The sequence below is a fragment of the Methylocystis sp. L43 genome (assembly GCF_015709525.1).
Classification (GTDB): domain Bacteria; phylum Pseudomonadota; class Alphaproteobacteria; order Rhizobiales; family Beijerinckiaceae; genus Methylocystis.
The window spans coordinates 18,320-34,131 of sequence record NZ_JADNRA010000016.1 but is presented as its reverse complement, the minus strand read 5'-3'; the positions used below and the strand labels follow the sequence as shown (position 1 = coordinate 34,131).

Annotated in this window: 20 protein-coding genes; 9 read left to right on the top strand and 11 right to left on the bottom strand. The window is 62.2% G+C overall.

The features are described from left to right. Positions 1 to 104: 104 nt before the first annotated feature. The 3 genes from glyA to IYX23_RS02550 all read left to right on the top strand — a co-directional run bounded on the left by glyA (position 105) and on the right by IYX23_RS02550 (position 2,024). Complete coding sequence (gene glyA, locus IYX23_RS02560; RefSeq protein ID WP_196391915.1) at positions 105 to 1,361, top strand: serine hydroxymethyltransferase; 1,257 nt, start codon at positions 105 to 107, stop codon at positions 1,359 to 1,361. A gap of 5 nt (positions 1,362 to 1,366) precedes the next feature. Next, a complete protein-coding gene (locus IYX23_RS02555; RefSeq protein ID WP_348643613.1) occupies positions 1,367 to 1,687 on the top strand; it encodes a (2Fe-2S) ferredoxin domain-containing protein in 321 nt (106 codons plus the stop codon). Positions 1,688 to 1,763: 76 nt separating this feature from the next. Further along, positions 1,764 to 2,024: a hypothetical protein gene (locus IYX23_RS02550; RefSeq protein WP_196391913.1), complete on the top strand. Its 261-nt coding sequence runs from the start codon at positions 1,764 to 1,766 to the stop codon at positions 2,022 to 2,024. A gap of 35 nt (positions 2,025 to 2,059) precedes the next feature. Here the strand turns inward: IYX23_RS02550 and IYX23_RS02545 are convergent, their stop codons facing one another. Together IYX23_RS02545 and IYX23_RS02540 are read right to left on the bottom strand one after the other, a co-directional pair. Further along, positions 2,060 to 5,338 (bottom strand): multidrug efflux RND transporter permease subunit, encoded by a 3,279-nt coding sequence (locus IYX23_RS02545; RefSeq protein WP_196391912.1) that lies wholly within the window; start codon positions 5,336 to 5,338, stop codon positions 2,060 to 2,062. 20 nt (positions 5,339 to 5,358) lie between these two features. Then, a complete protein-coding gene (locus tag IYX23_RS02540; protein ID WP_196391911.1) occupies positions 5,359 to 6,555 on the bottom strand; it encodes an efflux RND transporter periplasmic adaptor subunit in 1,197 nt (398 codons plus the stop codon). A gap of 182 nt (positions 6,556 to 6,737) precedes the next feature. On the opposite strand from IYX23_RS02540, the gene IYX23_RS02535 reads away from it, so the two are divergent. Then, positions 6,738 to 7,073 carry a GYD domain-containing protein gene (locus IYX23_RS02535; protein WP_196391910.1) on the top strand — a complete coding sequence of 112 codons (336 nt, stop codon included), beginning with the start codon at positions 6,738 to 6,740 and terminating at the stop codon, positions 7,071 to 7,073. 28 nt (positions 7,074 to 7,101) lie between these two features. On the opposite strand, the gene glsA is transcribed toward IYX23_RS02535, so the two are convergent. Next, positions 7,102 to 8,913 (bottom strand): glutaminase A, encoded by a 1,812-nt coding sequence (gene glsA, locus IYX23_RS02530; RefSeq protein WP_196391909.1) that lies wholly within the window; start codon positions 8,911 to 8,913, stop codon positions 7,102 to 7,104. A 354-nt stretch (positions 8,914 to 9,267) separates the two neighbouring features. Here glsA and IYX23_RS02525 point away from each other — a divergent pair, with 354 nt between their 5' ends. Further along, on the top strand, positions 9,268 to 9,534 hold the full coding sequence (locus tag IYX23_RS02525; protein WP_196391908.1) for a hypothetical protein: 267 nt from the start codon (positions 9,268 to 9,270) through the stop codon (positions 9,532 to 9,534). 79 nt (positions 9,535 to 9,613) lie between these two features. Here the strand turns inward: IYX23_RS02525 and IYX23_RS02520 are convergent, their stop codons facing one another. Both IYX23_RS02520 and IYX23_RS02515 read right to left on the bottom strand, forming a co-directional pair. After that, the gene (locus IYX23_RS02520; RefSeq protein ID WP_196391907.1) at positions 9,614 to 10,297 is read right to left on the bottom strand and encodes a DUF1109 domain-containing protein; all 684 of its coding nucleotides are present in this window, start codon (positions 10,295 to 10,297) and stop codon (positions 9,614 to 9,616) included. 4 nt (positions 10,298 to 10,301) lie between these two features. Beyond that, complete coding sequence (locus IYX23_RS02515) at positions 10,302 to 10,823, bottom strand: RNA polymerase sigma factor (RefSeq protein WP_246716428.1); 522 nt, start codon at positions 10,821 to 10,823, stop codon at positions 10,302 to 10,304. Between the two features lie 284 nt (positions 10,824 to 11,107). On the opposite strand from IYX23_RS02515, the gene IYX23_RS02510 reads away from it, so the two are divergent. Genes IYX23_RS02510 through IYX23_RS02495 form a run of 4 tightly spaced genes read left to right on the top strand, consistent with a single transcriptional unit; the run spans position 11,108 to position 13,614 of the window. Continuing rightward, the gene (locus IYX23_RS02510; protein ID WP_014893121.1) at positions 11,108 to 11,386 is read left to right on the top strand and encodes a DUF2282 domain-containing protein; all 279 of its coding nucleotides are present in this window, start codon (positions 11,108 to 11,110) and stop codon (positions 11,384 to 11,386) included. Between the two features lie 9 nt (positions 11,387 to 11,395). Continuing rightward, complete coding sequence (locus tag IYX23_RS02505; RefSeq protein ID WP_196391905.1) at positions 11,396 to 12,319, top strand: DUF692 domain-containing protein; 924 nt, start codon at positions 11,396 to 11,398, stop codon at positions 12,317 to 12,319. Beyond that, positions 12,303 to 13,076: a DNA-binding domain-containing protein gene (locus IYX23_RS02500; protein ID WP_196391904.1), complete on the top strand. Its 774-nt coding sequence runs from the start codon at positions 12,303 to 12,305 to the stop codon at positions 13,074 to 13,076. Before IYX23_RS02505 ends, IYX23_RS02500 begins: the two co-directional genes overlap by 17 nt. Positions 13,077 to 13,131: 55 nt before the next feature. After that, the gene (locus tag IYX23_RS02495) at positions 13,132 to 13,614 is read left to right on the top strand and encodes a DoxX family membrane protein (RefSeq protein ID WP_196391903.1); all 483 of its coding nucleotides are present in this window, start codon (positions 13,132 to 13,134) and stop codon (positions 13,612 to 13,614) included. Positions 13,615 to 13,703: 89 nt separating this feature from the next. On the opposite strand, the gene IYX23_RS20425 is transcribed toward IYX23_RS02495, so the two are convergent. The 6 genes from IYX23_RS20425 to IYX23_RS02470 all read right to left on the bottom strand — a co-directional run bounded on the left by IYX23_RS20425 (position 13,704) and on the right by IYX23_RS02470 (position 15,529). Continuing rightward, positions 13,704 to 13,838 carry a hypothetical protein gene (locus IYX23_RS20425; protein WP_281431766.1) on the bottom strand — a complete coding sequence of 45 codons (135 nt, stop codon included), beginning with the start codon at positions 13,836 to 13,838 and terminating at the stop codon, positions 13,704 to 13,706. A 129-nt stretch (positions 13,839 to 13,967) separates the two neighbouring features. Next, positions 13,968 to 14,201: a hypothetical protein gene (locus IYX23_RS02490; RefSeq protein ID WP_196391902.1), complete on the bottom strand. Its 234-nt coding sequence runs from the start codon at positions 14,199 to 14,201 to the stop codon at positions 13,968 to 13,970. A 216-nt stretch (positions 14,202 to 14,417) separates the two neighbouring features. Beyond that, positions 14,418 to 14,660: a hypothetical protein gene (locus IYX23_RS02485; RefSeq protein ID WP_018408069.1), complete on the bottom strand. Its 243-nt coding sequence runs from the start codon at positions 14,658 to 14,660 to the stop codon at positions 14,418 to 14,420. A 16-nt stretch (positions 14,661 to 14,676) separates the two neighbouring features. Then, entirely contained in the window at positions 14,677 to 14,943 is a 267-nt protein-coding gene (locus IYX23_RS02480; protein ID WP_175094422.1) for a hypothetical protein, read from the bottom strand. A 64-nt stretch (positions 14,944 to 15,007) separates the two neighbouring features. Then, positions 15,008 to 15,163 (bottom strand): hypothetical protein, encoded by a 156-nt coding sequence (locus IYX23_RS02475; RefSeq protein WP_196391901.1) that lies wholly within the window; start codon positions 15,161 to 15,163, stop codon positions 15,008 to 15,010. Between the two features lie 153 nt (positions 15,164 to 15,316). Further along, positions 15,317 to 15,529, bottom strand: coding sequence for a cold-shock protein (locus IYX23_RS02470; protein ID WP_014893112.1), 213 nt, complete (start codon positions 15,527 to 15,529; stop codon positions 15,317 to 15,319). Positions 15,530 to 15,812: the final 283 nt, after the last annotated feature.

Sequence of the window (15,812 nt, the reverse complement as noted above, 5' to 3'; positions counted from 1 at the left end):
CATCATTCTACGAAAGCGTTCGCGTTTGAGACTACGCACAACGACGACGACATTCGCGTTTGGATTGATCGAGAGAGGTACCGTCGCCACGGAACTGAGTAATCATGACGGCGCATAGCCCACACTTAGATCTCGCCCTCTCCGCCGATCCCGAACTCGCTGCGGCCATCGCCGGCGAGTTGCGGCGCCAGCAGGACGGCGTCGAACTGATCGCTTCCGAAAACATCGTCTCGCGGCTCGTGCTGGAGGCGCAGGGCTCGATCCTCACCAACAAGACCGTCGAGGGCCTGCCCTTTGCGCGTTACTATGGCGGCGCGCAATTCGCCGACGCGATCGAAGCGCTCGCCATTGAGCGCGCGAAGAAACTCTTCAACTGTCGCTTCGCCAATGTGCAGCCGCATTCCGGCTCCAACGCCAACGCCGGCGTCTTTCTTGGCCTTCTGAAGCTCGGCGACGCGATTCTCTCCATGGATATCGCGGCCGGCGGCCATATCAGCCACGGCCACCCCGCGACGCTGACCGGGCGCGATTATCGAATCGTCTCTTACGGCGTCAGCCGCGAGTCCGAACGCATCGATCTCGACGAGGTGCGCGATCTCGCGCGGCGCGAAAGGCCGCGCATGATCATCGCCGGCGGCTCCGCCTATGCGCGCGCCATCGATTTTGCGTCGATGCGCGCGATCGCCGATGAGGTCGGCGCCTATCTCCTCGTCGACATGGCGCATTTCGCCGGCCTTGTCGCGACCGGCCTCTATCCCGATCCCCTCCCCCATGCGCATGTCGTGACGACGACGACGTACAAATCGCTGCGCGGCGCGCGCGGCGGCATGGCTCTTTGGAACGACGAAGGCCTGAGCAGCCGGATTAACGCCGGCATATTCCCCGGCGTGCAGGGCTCGGTGCTGCTGCATGGCGTCGCCGGCAAGGCGGCATGCCTTGGCGAAGCCTTGCGGCCGGAATTTACAGCCTACAACCGCGCCGTGATCGACAATGCGCGGGCGTTGGCGCACGCTCTCGCAGATGCGGGACTGCGCATCGTCACGGGCGGCACGGATATGGGTTTGATGCTGGTTGATCTTGCTGCGCGCGGTTTGACGGGCGATGTCGCCGCCAAGGCGCTGGAGCGCGCCGGCCTCGCCGTCAACAAGAATATGATCCCCTTCGATCCGCGTCCGCCCGAGGCGCCGTCGGGCCTGCGCCTTTCGAGCAACGCCGGAACGACGCGCGGCTTCGGCGTCGCCGAATTCGAAGCGATCGCGGGATGGATCGACCGGGTGCTGAAAAACCCGGGCGATGACGCGCTGATCGAAACTGTCCGCAAAGACGTCGCCGCGCTTTGCGCGCAACACCCAATCTATTAAGGGCCGTGAACGCTCCCCCCGTTCGTCTCCTCGTCTGCGTGGGCCCGCGCTGCGACGCCGAAGGGAAAGGCCGCAGGCTGCTCGCGTCGGTCGAGACGTCTTTTGCGCAGGCCTTTTCGCAGGAGCTGGCTTCGGGCCGTCTCATCATTACGACGCGCGACTGTCTGCGGCTCTGCACGCGCGATCCGGTCGTGCGCTTCGAACCGTCAGGCGACGCCCTGTCGCGTCCCTCGCTCGGCGACCTCTTGCGTCTCACCCGCGCCGCCCTTGGCGAGCAAATCCCAGCGCCATCGCGAAGTTACGATGAACAAGAAAAGCTTAGTTGACCCGCTTTGCTTTTCTCAAGAACGGTTCTACGCTTAGGTTTGCGCATCACAGACGCTTAGGTGTGAAAGGATCAACATGCGTAAGCTCTTTCCGTTCTCGTTTCTCTTCCCGTTTCTCCTGGCGTTCGCCGCCGCGACCTCTGCCTCCGCTCAGGGCACGTCGCAGGAACGCTCCGACTGCATGGGCGACGCCATGAGATTTTGCAGCTCCGACATTCCCTTCGTCGAAGAGATCGAATCCTGTCTGCAGCAGAACATCGCGCGGTTGAGCCCCGCCTGCCGTCGTGAGTTCGCCCCGACGCAGAGCACGAAGCTGCGCGAAGAACATTTCCAATAAGTCTGCGCCAGGCGCGACTCTGCGCCGCGCTTGGGTCATTGAAGCCTGCGCCGAAGGTCGTCGAGCCACCTCTTGGCTCGGCCCAGATCAATCTTTTTTGCTTCGTGCAAGCCGATCTCTTGCGCGAAACTCCCGCCTGACCTTGCGGCCGCCCGCGTGGACTCGCGGGCGTTCCCCGACTGGAAATATCGCGCGAAGATGCGTACGACCACGTAAAAGGTCGGCGTGAACGCGAGGCCGAACAGCGTCACGCCGAGCATGCCGAAGAACACCGCCGTGCCGATCGACTGACGCATTTCGGCGCCTGCGCCCTGCGCGACCGCGAGCGGCAGCACGCCGAGAATGAAAGCCAGCGACGTCATCAGAATGGGCCGAAGACGCGTGCGGGCGGCGGTGACGGCGGCGTCGAATTTGGATTGGCCGGCGTCTTCCGCCTGCTTGGCGAATTCGACGATGAGGATGGCGTTCTTCGCCGCCAGCCCGATCAGCACGACCAGACCGATCTCGACCAATATGTTGCGATCGAGCCCCCGTGAGACGACCCCGAGCATCGCCGCGAGAATGCACATCGGCACGATGAGGATCACCGAAACCGGCAGCAGCAGGCTCTCATAGAGCGCGGCGAGCAGAAGAAAGACGAAAACCACCGCAAGGCCAAACGCAATGGCGGCGGTATTCCCGGCAAGCTTCTCCTGCAGGGCGATTTCGGTCCATTCGAAGCCGAATCCTTGCGGCAGCTTCTCCGCCGCGAGCTTCTCGACCGCCGCGATGCCCTGGCCGGAGGAGACGCCGCGCGCGAGATTGAGCTGCACCTCGGCGGCCGGATAGAGATTGTAGCGTGGCACGCGGAACGCGCCCGTCGTGTCGCGGAAAGTGGCGACGGCGCCGATCGGCGCCATCGCCCCCGACGCGCTGCGGGTCTTCAGATTGGCGATGTCGCGCAGCGTCAGGCGAAAGGGATCATCCGCCTGCGCCATGACGCGGTAGGTGCGTCCAAGGACATTGAAGTCGTTGACGAAGGTCGAGCCAAGATAGACCGAGAGCGTCTCGAAAACGCGCGAGATCGGCACGCCGATGAGCTCGGCCTTCGTGCGATCGACGTCGGCGAAGATCTGCGGCGTGCGCGTGTTGAACAGCGTGAACGCCTGAGTGAATTCTCCCGACTGCCCCGCCGCGCCGGCGAGCGTCCACGTCGCGTTTTCGAGCGGGGGAAGTCCGCGCCCGGCGCGATCCTGCACATAGCCCTTGAGGCCGCCGCCGGTGCCGATGCCTGGAACCGACGCCGGCGCCAGCACGAAGACGAAGGCGTCGTTCAGCTTGGACAGCTGGCCGTAAAGGTCGGCTTGAATCTGCGCGGAGGACAGCCCCTTCTTTGCACGTTCCTCGAAGGCCTCCAACGTGACGAAGATCACGCCCGTGTTCGGCGCATTGGTGAATGTCGCGCCATCAAAGCCGGTGAAAACGACAGCGTCCTTGACGCCCGCGCGCTTCAAAATAATGTCGGTCGCCGCACGCATGACCTTGTCCGTGCGATCGAGCGTCGCGCCCGGCGGCAATTGGAAAGCGGCGATCACATAGCCGCGATCGAGTTGCGGAATGAGGCCGGTCGGCGTTCGACGCAGCAGATCGAAGGCGAAAAAGATGAGGATCGCATAGACGGCGAGCATGACGACGCCAAGCCGCACGAGACGGCCCGTCGCCGCGCCATATGCCGTCGACACCTTGTCAAACGCCGAATTGAAGGCGTCGAAGAAGCGACGCAGCGGCGCATGCGCCCAGCTCAGCCGATGCGTCTTCTCCTCCTCCACATCATGCGGCTTCAACAACATCGCCGCCAGCGCCGGCGACAGCGTCAGCGAAACAAAGGCTGAGATCAGCGTGGCGCTCGCGATGGTGATGGCGAACTGCTTGTAGAAGGCGCCCTGCAAGCCGCTGATGAAGGCGGTGGGGATGAACACGCCGCAGAGCACGAGCGCAATCGCTATCAGCGCCCCGCCGACTTCATCCATCGTTTTGTGCGCCGCTTCCTTGGGCGAGAGCCCCTGCGCGAGATAGCGCTCGACATTCTCCACGACGACGATCGCGTCGTCGACGACGATGCCGATGGCGAGCACCAGACCAAAGAGCGAGAGCGTGTTGAAGCTGAGGCCGGCGGCCTTCATCACGGCGAAGCTGCCGATCAGCGACACCGGGATCGCCGCCACGGGAATGATCGCCGCCCGCCACGTCTGCAGGAACAGGATGACGACGAGAACGACGAGGACGATCGCCTCGAGCAGCGTATGGACGACCTCGTCCACCGACTGCTGGATGAATTCGGTGGGATTGTAGACGACCGTGTAATCGACGCCGGCGGGGAAATTCTTCTTGAGCCGCTCCATCTCCTGCTTGACGGCTTCGGCGGTCTGCAAGGCGTTCGAGCCGGGACGCTGAAATATGCCGAGCGCCGTCGCTACGTCGTGGTTGAGATAGGCGTTGAGCGTATAGTCCTGAGCGCCGAATTCAATGCGCGCAATGTCGCGCAGATAAATCTGGCCGTCGGCGTCGGCGCGGATGACGATGTCGCCGAATTGCTCCGGCGTGCTGAGCCGTCCCAGAGTCTGCACCGAAAGCTGGAAAGCGCCCGCCGAGGCCGCTGGCGGCTGATTGACCGCGCCCGCGGCGACTTGCAGATTGGCGCTGCGCAAAGCGGCAATGACGTCGCCCGCCGTCAGATCGCGCGCCTCGACTTTCGCCGGATCGAGCCAGACGCGCATCGAATAGTCTCTCGCGCCAAACAGGCGCGCGTCGCCAACGCCGTCAATTCGGGCGATGGCGTCCTTCACGTAAAGCGTCGCGTAGTTCGAAATATATTGCTGGTCGCGCGAGCCGTCGGGCGACAGCAGATGGACGACCATCATCAGATCCGGCGAGGCCTTCTTCACCACGACGCCGAAACGCGTCACCTCCTCCGGCAAGCGCGGGTTGGCGATGGCGACGCGGTTCTGAACGAGCACCTGCGCGAGATCGATGTTGACGCCCGGCTTGAATACGACGTCGATCGACACGCGTCCGTCGCCGGTCGACTGCGACGTGATGTAGAGCATATCGTCGACGCCATTGACCTCCTGCTCGATGGGCGAGGCCACCGTCTCGGCGATCACGTCCGCCGACGCGCCGGGATAGGTCGCGCTGATATTCACCGTCGGCGGCGCGATTTCCGGATATTCGGAGACGGGAAGCGCGCCCTGCGCGATCGCTCCCGCAAGCGTCAGAAGCACGGAAAGCACCGCCGCAAAGATCGGCCGCTCGATGAAGAAGTGCGAAATGCGCATAGCGTTCCTGATCTCGACGTCTATCGGTCGCTGACCGCGACAGGCTCTTCCTTGATCTCGCCTTCCTTGGGCTGAACGGTCGCGCCGGATCGAACCATCGGATTTGCGAGCCCGCCGATCACGATCCGATCCTTCGCGTCAAGGCCGGACTGGATCACGCGCAGGCCATTGTGAATGGGGCCAAGACTCACGGATTTGGCGATGACCTTGTTGTCGTCCGACACGACCAGCACGGTCTTGCTCGTCTGATCGGAAACGACCGCAGCGTCGGGAATGAGCAGCGCCGAGACGTCGCCGCCGAACAGGCGCAGGCGCCCGAACGTGCCGGGCGTCAGAAAATAGTCCTTATTGTCGAAGACGGCCCGGCCGCGGATCGTGCCGGAGCGCCGATTGAGCTGATTGTCCATGAAGTCCATGACGCCGCTGCGGGTCCACTCGGTCTCGTCGGCAAGCCGCACCGAAACGCGGTTTTTGAACTCGCGCGAGGTCTCTTTCGGACGCTCCGCTGAGCGCGCATAGCGAATGTAGTCGGCCTCGGAGGCGTCGAAGATGAAGTGAATGGGATCGAGCGTCACGATCGTCGTGAGCAACGTCGCGTCCGCCTGTCCGCCCTGAACGAGATTGCCAGAATCGACGCGACGGTCCGACACGCGTCCGGAGATCGGCGCGCGGACCTGCGTCCATTCCAGATTGAGCTCTGCGTTGCGAAGCGCGGCTTCGGCGCTCAAGACCTGCGCCTTGGCGATATCGTTGCTCGCTTTCCGCTGATCGACGTCGCGCGCGGTGATGGTGCGGCCCTGCGTCATCTCCTGGGCGCGGGCATAATCGCGGGTCGACGCCACGGCTTGCGCCTGCGCCCGAGTGAGCTCCGCACGCGCGCTGTCGACCGCGATTTGGTATGGCCGCTGATCGATGACGAAGAGGACGTCGCCGGCTTTGACGAACTGCCCATCGGTGAAATTGATCTTCTCCAGAGCGCCGGAGACGCGAGCGCGCACCTCGACCTGCTTCAAGGCCTCGAAACGACCCGTATATTCGTCCCAGCGCGGGATCGTCCTGGCGAGTGGGCGGGAGACCACCACTTCCGGGGCCGGACCCTCCGCGCGCGCGCCCGCTGATTGAGCGAGAAACACCAACGCCGCGAGGGTTTTAAACAATGCGCTTACGACTCTCCCGTGACCATCGCCGCCGCGCGCCGCCACAAAAGTCAACAGCATCTCACCTCCGGTTTTGACGTTCGCATTAATCCGGCCGTTCTTGACCGGCGCATAACGCTGGCACGCAGTAAGGGCGCCGCTAGCGGAAGGCAAATCGCGCTGCGCAGCGTCTCTCCCGCCCCGCATTGCCAAGCCTTGCCGAAACGCGCAAACTGGCGCCTCCGGACGAAGGAGCTAAAAACATGCCCTTGTTCCTGGCGCAGTTTGCCTATTCTCCTGCCGCCTGGGCCACCTTCATCAAGGCGCCCCAGGATCGCGCCGCGGCTTCAGAAGCGCTTCTTGAGCACTTCGGCGGCCGCCTTATCGGTTTATATTACACGCCTGGCGCAGAATATGACGGATTCGCGCTCTTCGAAGCGCCCGATGAAACCACCGCCGCGGCTCTAGAGATCGCGGACGTCGCCGCAGGGCATCTGTGCCGCAATCGCCTCACCAGAGTATTCTCGGCTGACGAGACGAGCGCGATGCTCCTGCAGGCGGCCACGGCCCCAAACATGACGCCTAAGAGCGCGGGGTAGTATTCCGGCGTCAGACGCTTTCCGCACATCAATAGGCGCTGAGCAGATCGACTTTGGCGTTGGCGAGCATCAGACGCCGCGCCAATAGCGCTGCAAGATTTCGCATGATCAGCTCTCCGCTTGCTGGATGGCTCTTGCGAAACGACGCATAGGCGCCGAGCGGCAATTCGAGGCACTGCACCGCCGTGTCGGCCCACACGTCTGCGCTGCGCTCGCGTTCGATGAGCGCCATCTCGCCGAACGCCATGCCCGGCGAAATCGACGCCAATCGCGCGCCGCTGCGCAATTTGACGCTGACCATGCCGCTTTGCAGAAAGAACAGCGAGGCTGCGGGGTCTCCGGCGGCGATGATCCGCTCGCCGGTTTTGAAAGCACGCGCGAGCCCGATCGCGGCGATGTGGTCTATTTCATCCGAACACAGCCCAGCGAGCAGCGCCTGCTCGCTGAGATGGGTCGTCTTGGCCAGGCCTTCAAAGCCGCCATAGCGATAGATCACCTGATCTTCGGCCCATTCGATTGCGTCGTCGAGCAGCGAAAAATGACGCAGCTTTGGCAAAACGTTGCGCTCTGCGTGTATCGCCTGCCAGAGCTGCGACGCCTTTTCAAAGCCGGCGACGATGAGGGTGACGCCGCGGGCGGCGAGGCCAGCGAGCGTCTCCGCCAGGAGTCGCGAAGCGGCGGTCGTCGCGCTCGGAACGCGTCGAAAGTCCAAAATCAGCAGCTCGCCTGGCGGACCTTCGCCGTCCAGCCTGCGCGAGACGTAGTCCATTGCGGCGAATGAGAGCGCGCCGACGAGTTCGATCACCCGAATGTCGCTTGCGCGCTCCTGAAGAATCGCCAGTTCGAAATTCTGCCGGTTGCGACGCGAGGAAACACCGGCTGCGTTGTAATCGCTGATGATACAGGTGCGCACATCATCGCTGCGATTCAGCACATGCAATCCAAAATGCGCCGATAGCGCCTCGCAGACCTTCAGGCCGCGGACGCTGTTGCCATGACTGTCGAGCCGGGGCGAAAAGGTGCCGAGCCCCAGTTGCGCCGGAAGGGCGGCGATGATTCCGCCGCCGACCCCGCTCTTTGCGGGAATTCCCACCCGATAGATCCACTCGCCCGCATAGTCGTACATGCCGGAACTCGTCATCACCGAGAGCGTGCGCGCCACGACGTAAGGGGAAATGATCTGTTCGCCGGTGAGCGGGTTGCGGCCGCTGTTGGCCAGCGTCGCCGCCATGACCGCCAGATCGCGCGCGGTGACGAGCACGGCGCATTGACGAAAATAGACGTCCAGAACGGCGTCGACGTCGTCACCGAGCACCGAATAATTGCGAAGCAGCCAGGCGATAGCGCGGTTCCTGTCGCCGGTCGCGCGTTCCGAGGCGAACACCGCTTCATCGACGTCGAGTTCGCGTCCGGCGAAGCGGCCCAGCGTCCGATGGATGAGGTCAAAAGCGCCGTCGCCTTCTTGCTGTTGGATCAAACCGGAACAGGCGATCGCTCCAGCGTTGACCATGGGATTGAACGGCTTGTTGTCGCCCGTCAGTCGAATCGAATTGAAAGCCTCGCCGCTGGGCTCGACGCCGATCACCGACTCGACGCGCTCGTGGCCAAGCGTTTCAAGGGCGAGCGCGAATACAAAGGCCTTCGATATCGACTGGATCGTAAAAGGCGTGGAACTGTCGCCGACCTCATAAACATGGCCGTCGATCGTTGCGAGGCTGACGCCGAAATGCGCTGGGTTCGCCCTCGTCAATTCCGGAATGTAATTGGCGACCGCGCCGGAATCGTCGACGGCGAACTGTTCATGGCAGCGGTGCAAAAAGCCGCGGAGGGGTGGATACACGGCGTCTCCAAATTTTTCTCGCCTGCGGAACTGATCCCACAGTCTGATTAATCGTCACAGCAAAGTATATGCCTGTCACTAATCTTCTCCGAACTCAGCTGATCACGCGTGATCTCCCATCGATCAACTCCGCGATACTGCAGAAGTTTTTCACAACGCTTTTTAAAGACGACGGGCGGAGCGGGCGCGTCGCGCTTGCCCGCGCGGCCGCAAAAGAGGCCGAAGTCAGGAGCGACTCCCGCTCCTCGAAGGCGCCGAGTTGTAACCTTATTCGTAGCCGCGACGAATAGCGTCCGCAGGTTCCCCGTGAACCTGGAACGCTCGTCTTGCGAGCTGAATTTCAAGGAGATGGAAATGAACGTCAAAACCGTTTCGGGCGCCTCAATGGCCGCCGCGGCGATCGCTCTGGTTCTGAGCGGCGCGGCGCCGGCGCCGGCGCTCGCCAAAAAAATGAGCAAGTCTGTCCATTGCGCCGGCATCAATTCATGCAAGGGAACGAGCGCCTGCAAGACCGCGAACAACGCCTGCAAAGGCATGAACTCGTGCAAAGGTCAGGGGTGGGTGCCCGAAAAATCAGCAGCGGCTTGCGAGGCGAAGGGCGGCAAGATCGCTGAGATGTAAGCCAAGCGGCGCGGACGGATGCGCTTTCTTCGTCCGTTCCGCGCCGGCCGGCGATTTCCTCAGCCGAGAAGAGCCGTCGTCAGCGGCGATGCGCTTGAAAGGAGGCGATCAACTCGTCGCGCATGGTCCAGTGCAGGAGCGCCCGGCCAAACAGCGAGGCGATTCCCGTCAGCAGGACGACGGAACCGAACTGCCAGATGCAGACCGACACTGCCGCGTCCTGTCTGAAAGACAGACGTAGCGCCGCCGCCGCCAGGGCCGTCGATGCGAGCGCGGCAAGTCCAATCGTCACGAATGGCGCAATGGGCGCGCCGCGCTTGACCATCGACAGGATCAATACGGCCGCCGGGATGCTGATGGCGAGAATGGTGGGCAGGCAATAGATGTCCGAATGCGACAGGAGACCGGACACGCCGAAGGCGTCAACGTCCCTCCAGCATCCAACGGCAAGCGCGCCTGCCCAGAGCAAGAAGAACAATCCGGCGACGAACCGCTCCCACATCGGGCGCGCCGGAGAGCCCGCGCTGAAGGCCCCAGCTGCGGCCACGACGCTCGTCAGGAACGCCGCAGCCAATTCCGTCGCAAACTGCGGGTCGGCGATCTTGGCCACAAAGTCGGGCCTCACCCCCATCGCCGCCACCACGATCGCGACATAACAGAGCGAAACCGCGAACCAAACGAGCGCGCGCCACGCAGGATGCGCGAGCGGGCGTATCGGCGCGCAATTGGTGGTAAGAGTTTCGATCAGGTCTCGGTTCAACATTCGCTTAGCCAATCCGCTCCAGGGCCTGCCGCATCGCTTTGATGGCTCTATGAATTCCGACTTTCAGCGAACCGACGCTTTTCCCCGTGACCTGAGACGCTTCGTCCAGCGAAAGACCTTGTATCTTGACCAGTTCAATCGCCTGGCGCTGGCCAGCCGGCAGGATCGCCATGGCTCTGCGAAGCGCCTCGCGATCGTCCGTCGTCTCTTGTTCGGAGTTCGCGCCGTCGCCGTCAAAGGTTTCAGGCAAAATATCGACCGTCGTTTCGTTGGCGCCTCGTGCGTAACGACTTCGCGCGGCGTCGGCGACGCGCCGCGCCGCGATGGTCATCAGCCAGGGCGTAAACGGACGCCGGCGGTCATAGGTCTGGCGCACCGTGTGAATGGACACCAGGATTTCCTGAACCACGTCTTCCGTGTCATGCGCGTTCGGCCATTTCCGCAGGACGAAGCGGCGCAAAACGGGAAAAAGATCTGACAAGAGTTCGCCATACGCGGCATGATCGCCGTCCTGCGCCGATGTCATCAGCGCGCGCCAGCGACTTTCCCGATCGTTCGACGTACCGCTCAATTCGCTCATGTCCGCTGCGAATCTGCCACCTCTAATCGATCAAGCGTCCGCGCGCCATCTCACCCTACTCGACTTTTTCGTAGTTTTCGATGAACGCCTTCGGATGTAACCTTTGACGCCGTCGCGACGAAATTGACCCTTGAGACGCCGAACGGTCGTCTTGAATTGCACGCCGAATACGTCAGGTTCAACCGATCGCCTTTTATGGCTGAATCGGACGCAAGCAGAGGGAGATCAGAATGTCAGACAAGAAGCTTTGCGCCGCCTTTGCGATCGCCGGCGCCTTCGCGACGGCCGTCGCTCTGGCGGAAACGGCTAAGGCCGCGAACGACCAGGAAAAGTGCTTCGGCGTCTCCCTGAAGGGCAAGAATGATTGTGCGGCAGGCCCGGGAACCAGCTGCGCGGGAACGTCAAAGACCAATTATCAGGGCGACGCGTGGAAATATGTTCCCAAGGGCACGTGCACGTCTATCGTGACGCCCAAGGGCAAGGGCAGCCTCGAGCCGATTTCGCACTGAGGCCCCGGCATGGGCGCGCATTCCGCCCCCGAACATAGCCGCGAGCGCGCAGCGTCCTCGCTGCCAGCCCGCGCTGGAGTCGGTTTCAAGAGCGCGCATTTCGCCGACATCGAAGCCTCGGCGCGCGATGTCGGATTTTTCGAAATCCACGCCGAGAATTACATGGGCGCCGGCGGGAATCCGCACGCGCAGCTGATGCGTTTGCGCCGAGACTCGCCCCTGTCGATCCATGGCGTCGGCCTGTCGGTCGGCGGCGCTGAGCCTCTCGACCGCGCGCATCTTCGGCGCGTGAAGAGTCTTGTCGAGCAGTACGACCCCGCCGCGTTCTCCGAACATCTCGCCTGGTCGACGCAGGGCGCGCGATTTCTCAACGACTTGCTGCCCGTGCCCTACAACGCGACGGCATTGGCCCATGTCGTCGCTCATGTGGATGAAATCCAGGAGGCGCTCGGCAGGCCGATCCTCCTCGAAAATCCAGCGGCCTATCTGCGGTTCCGATCCTCGCAGTATTTGGAAATCGATTTCCTGCGCGAGGTCGTGCGCCGCACGGATTGCCGACTGCTGCTCGACGTGACCAACGTCTATGTCAGCGCAACGAACCTCGCCTATTCGGCGGAGGACTATATCGACGCCTTCCCGATGTCCTACGTCGAAGAGATTCATCTTGCCGGATATGCCGAGGATGTTGATGAAGTCGGCGCGCCTCTGCTGATCGACGCGCATTGCGCGCCCGTCCCTGACGCGGTTTGGCGACTCTATGATCGCGCGCTGGCGCGATGCGGACCGGTCGCGACGCTGATTGAGTGGGACAACGACGTTCCGCCCTGGCGGACTCTCTTGACGCAAGCCACGCAAGCGGAGGCGTTCCTTGAAAGGCGGCGCGCTGTTGAAGATGGCTTAAAATCGGAGGCGCTTCATGACGACCTCGGCTGACGTCGATCAGAGCGCATTTGTCCGCGCGCTGCTTGATCCCGAGCTGCCGCCGCCGAACGGGGTTGAAGCAAGCCACGGCTTTGCGCCAGAGCGACGCTTCGCGATCTATCGTAACAATGTGTGCGTCGGGCTGGTCGACGCGCTCGCGGAGCGCTTTCCGATTTGCTTGCAGTTGGTCGGCGATGAATTTTTTCGCGCCATGGCGCAGTGCTACGTGCGCGAACGCCTTCCGCGCACGCCGATGCTTTTCGAATATGGCGACGCGTTTGCGACGTTCGTTTCGGATTTCGAGCCGGCGCGCGCACTTCCTTATCTACCGGACGTCGCGCGGCTCGAATATGCCGTCGGACAAGCCTATCACGCCGCTGACGCCGCGCCGCTACCGTTGGAATTGATCCGCGCCCTGCCGCTCGATCGATTGGAGAGCGCAACGGCTGTTCTGCATCCTTCAACGCACGTCGTGGCGTCCGCCTATCCGATCGTTTCGATCTGGCGGCGGCATATGTCGGACGACGAGATGACGCCAGTGGAGCTGGAACATAGCGAAGAGGCGCTTGTCACCCGTCCCGAGCTGGCGATCAACGTGTCAACGCTTCCTTGCGGCGGATCGGCTTTCGTGGACGTGCTCAGGAACGGAAGAACCTTCGGCGAGGCCATGAACGCGGCGACCGCCGTCGCGGCGGATTTCAAACTGACCGACTGCCTGCGAGAGCTTATCTTGACTGGAGCCTTCGTGGCCCTCAGCGTCGCGCAGTGAACTAAAAATAGGCGTTTTGGCGTGGCCGCGGCGATATTGAGGGAGCTTGAACGCAATGAATTTCATAAGAAAGATCGCGCGCTGGCTGGATGCGATCCCCTACTCTCTGATAGCTCTCTTCCTGCGCATCGTCGCCGCGCATCCGTTCTTCGTCTCCGGTCAGACAAAGATCGAAGGACCAACTCTAGGCCGCGAAGTTTTCGGCCTTGATCTGTCGTTTCAGATCCCGACAGCGGTGCGCAGCGCGACCTTCGCGCTGTTCGCCGACGAATATAAACTGCCGCTCATCTCGCCGACCGCCGCCGCCTATGTGGCGAGCGGCCTCGAATTCGTCCTGCCGCTGCTGCTTGTCCTTGGACTTTTGACGCGCCTGTCGGCGTTCATTCTTCTGGGGATGACAATCGTCATCCAGATCTTCGTCTATCCCGATGCATGGTGGACGGTCCATGCCTATTGGATGGCGATCCTCACCGTGTTGATCGCCCGTGGGCCCGGCGCGATCTCCCTCGACCATCTGCTGTTTCGGCTTCGGAGCTAAGCGAGCGGCCCCCTAGGACGGCGGCGATAAGCGCCGCCGTTGCAGCCACGCAAGCTCCATGCGTTCCTCGCCCAAGCCTGATTCAGCGCTCACGGCGCCTCCACATAAACAACAGATCCAGTCTGCTGAGGCGCGGTGTGGGCGTGAGCCAAGCCAACGCCGACTCCAAAGAAGATGACCGACCCGAGGATGGCTCCGACAATCGCGCTGGTAAAATTCGACATGACGTCCTCCTGTTGTTTTGCTGAGGAGAACGCTACCCGTTACAGAACCGTGCGAATGTGCGCCTTCGCACGCGGCCCTCACAAGGACCGATCGTCGCCTGGCTTTCTGCGCCTTCAGCGGGAATTGCCTCAGCGGCGGTTTACCCACACGCCGAGGATCGCTCCGCCGATCGCCCCGGCGATGGCGCACGTGAATGCAACGGAAAGTCCTGCCGCGGCGACGCCCAAACCTGCGGCCAGTGCGGAGCCGATTCCGGCAAAGGCGAGTGGAGCCGTCGCGCCGCCGATGTCGTCAGAGGTCTTTGCGTCGGTCGTGGCGTATGGCTTGGCGTATGGCTTGGCCATCTTCTGTGTCTTGGCCATTGTTCTGATCCTCGCTTGCGCTCAGGCCTTCCGCCTGATCGCGCTTGCAAGAACAGATAGGGCGCCACGCTTCGAAGGGACGAGGCGTGCGAACGCTGAACGCAGCCTAAAGGAGGGGACCCCACGACCATCGCGCGTGTTTCGACGCCGCGCTCTAGCAAGATTTTCAATCCCACTTCAGGCGCGGCCGTCTCAGGCGCGATACACGGCTTTACATCACCGGCGACGTAACGGGTAATCTTCGCTGTCGTAGAGCGGCCGAATCTCGCGGCCGAAAAAATGCTGTTCATCCACTTCCAGGGAACAGCCGGCGAGCGCTTTTGGCGTAAGCTCCTCTACGGCAAAGCGAATAGCCTCCGAGGCGTGCTCGAAGCGCCGAAAATTGAGGGACTTCGAATGCGAATTGGCCGCCTTGGAAAAATAGAGGGCGGCTTCCGTTGTATATTGCTTCGCGTCCATCGACCACCTCCAGAAGTTATTGCATGAACTCTTCCCGCGCTACGAGTTCGAGAGCGGATTCTACGGCGACCCTTTCCTGCCCATCGCGTTCTCTCTTCATCCGGTATTGCAGGCCTGCGCCGGCGTCTGGCAGATGGCGCGTGACGCTGAACGAATCCGTCCCCGTCGCGGCGCCGAATTTTTGGATCACGCGAACCCCGATCGCGAATTTATGCGATGGGGTGGCGGTAAGCCTTTGCGCCGGACGCCGAAAGCTTCGTATCGTGTCGTTGTCATTGGTCATGTGGAGGCGCTCCTCGAGTGATCGTCATGAGCGCATTCAGGCGATGAGCCCGCCTGCGCTCGACTTACCGCCGTCGCTTCGCGTCGGCTTCGCGCGCCTGAAGCTTTTCAACGGTCAGCCAGGACGAATCCTTAACGACCGCCGCCGCACCCCCGTCGCGGGTTTTGTCTTTCTTGGGCTTTTTCGCTTCGCGATTACTGCGCCGTTGGCCTTTAGCCATGTCCGCCCCTCGTGTGAATGGGCCTCGCGCTCAACGTCCACTGCTGCGCTTTTCTGCGCGGACGCTTAGTAGTCTCGTTCCTCCTGAAAGGAACTCGCCGCCCCCTGGCGACCGGCCGTATTGCGGCCGGACCACCAGGGGCCGGGAAGATGATTAGGCTGCGACCTGCAGCTGATCGGCCGAAGATTTTCCGCTACGACGATCGATGGCGATTTCGTAGTTGAGCTTCTGGCCTTCCGCGAGACCCATAAGCCCCGCGCGCTCAACCGCGCTGATGTGGACGAATACGTCCGGGCCGCCGGACTCCGGCTGGATGAAGCCAAAGCCTTTTTGGGCGTTGAACCATTTTACGATACCGGTCTGCATTGACGTGTCCTTTCGAGAACAGCTGTCTGCGCCATGCAAGATTGCGTGACGCTTGGGGATCGAAGTTCTGGAGAGGAAGTCAGAAGCCGACGCGCCAAGGGAGCGGAAGCAAGATCATTCGGCCGAAACTCGATATCCAATATTTAGCGCATATGGGCCAAAATACAAGCTGTAACGCGGGAACACTGAGCGAATATGACCCCTCGGCCGGCCTTCGAGCGCCCAACATTCCGAACCGTGTCCGGAGTCAAGAATTCGTTGGGCTTCGACTTGCAAACGTCCA

Bases quoted from the DNA above. Each gene is read 5' to 3' on its own strand.
- IYX23_RS02485 (WP_018408069.1), bottom strand. From the start codon at position 14,660: ATGGACGCGAAGCAATATACAACGGAAGCCGCCCTCTATTTTTCCAAG.
- IYX23_RS02480 (WP_175094422.1), bottom strand. From the start codon at position 14,943: ATGACCAATGACAACGACACGATACGAAGCTTTCGGCGTCCGGCGCAA.
- IYX23_RS02515 (WP_246716428.1), bottom strand. From the start codon at position 10,823: ATGACATCGGCGCAGGACGGCGATCATGCCGCGTATGGCGAACTCTTG.
- IYX23_RS02545 (WP_196391912.1), bottom strand. From the start codon at position 5,338: ATGCGCATTTCGCACTTCTTCATCGAGCGGCCGATCTTTGCGGCGGTG.
- IYX23_RS02490 (WP_196391902.1), bottom strand. From the start codon at position 14,201: ATGGCCAAGACACAGAAGATGGCCAAGCCATACGCCAAGCCATACGCC.
- IYX23_RS02495 (WP_196391903.1), top strand. From the start codon at position 13,132: ATGAATTTCATAAGAAAGATCGCGCGCTGGCTGGATGCGATCCCCTAC.
- IYX23_RS02475 (WP_196391901.1), bottom strand. From the start codon at position 15,163: ATGGCTAAAGGCCAACGGCGCAGTAATCGCGAAGCGAAAAAGCCCAAG.
- IYX23_RS02505 (WP_196391905.1), top strand. From the start codon at position 11,396: ATGGGCGCGCATTCCGCCCCCGAACATAGCCGCGAGCGCGCAGCGTCC.
- IYX23_RS02500 (WP_196391904.1), top strand. From the start codon at position 12,303: ATGACGACCTCGGCTGACGTCGATCAGAGCGCATTTGTCCGCGCGCTG.
- IYX23_RS02550 (WP_196391913.1), top strand. From the start codon at position 1,764: ATGCGTAAGCTCTTTCCGTTCTCGTTTCTCTTCCCGTTTCTCCTGGCG.
- IYX23_RS20425 (WP_281431766.1), bottom strand. From the start codon at position 13,838: ATGTCGAATTTTACCAGCGCGATTGTCGGAGCCATCCTCGGGTCGGTC.
- IYX23_RS02540 (WP_196391911.1), bottom strand. From the start codon at position 6,555: ATGCTGTTGACTTTTGTGGCGGCGCGCGGCGGCGATGGTCACGGGAGA.
- IYX23_RS02525 (WP_196391908.1), top strand. From the start codon at position 9,268: ATGAACGTCAAAACCGTTTCGGGCGCCTCAATGGCCGCCGCGGCGATC.
- IYX23_RS02520 (WP_196391907.1), bottom strand. From the start codon at position 10,297: ATGTTGAACCGAGACCTGATCGAAACTCTTACCACCAATTGCGCGCCG.
- IYX23_RS02510 (WP_014893121.1), top strand. From the start codon at position 11,108: ATGTCAGACAAGAAGCTTTGCGCCGCCTTTGCGATCGCCGGCGCCTTC.
- IYX23_RS02470 (WP_014893112.1), bottom strand. From the start codon at position 15,529: ATGCAGACCGGTATCGTAAAATGGTTCAACGCCCAAAAAGGCTTTGGC.
- glyA (WP_196391915.1), top strand. From the start codon at position 105: ATGACGGCGCATAGCCCACACTTAGATCTCGCCCTCTCCGCCGATCCC.
- IYX23_RS02535 (WP_196391910.1), top strand. From the start codon at position 6,738: ATGCCCTTGTTCCTGGCGCAGTTTGCCTATTCTCCTGCCGCCTGGGCC.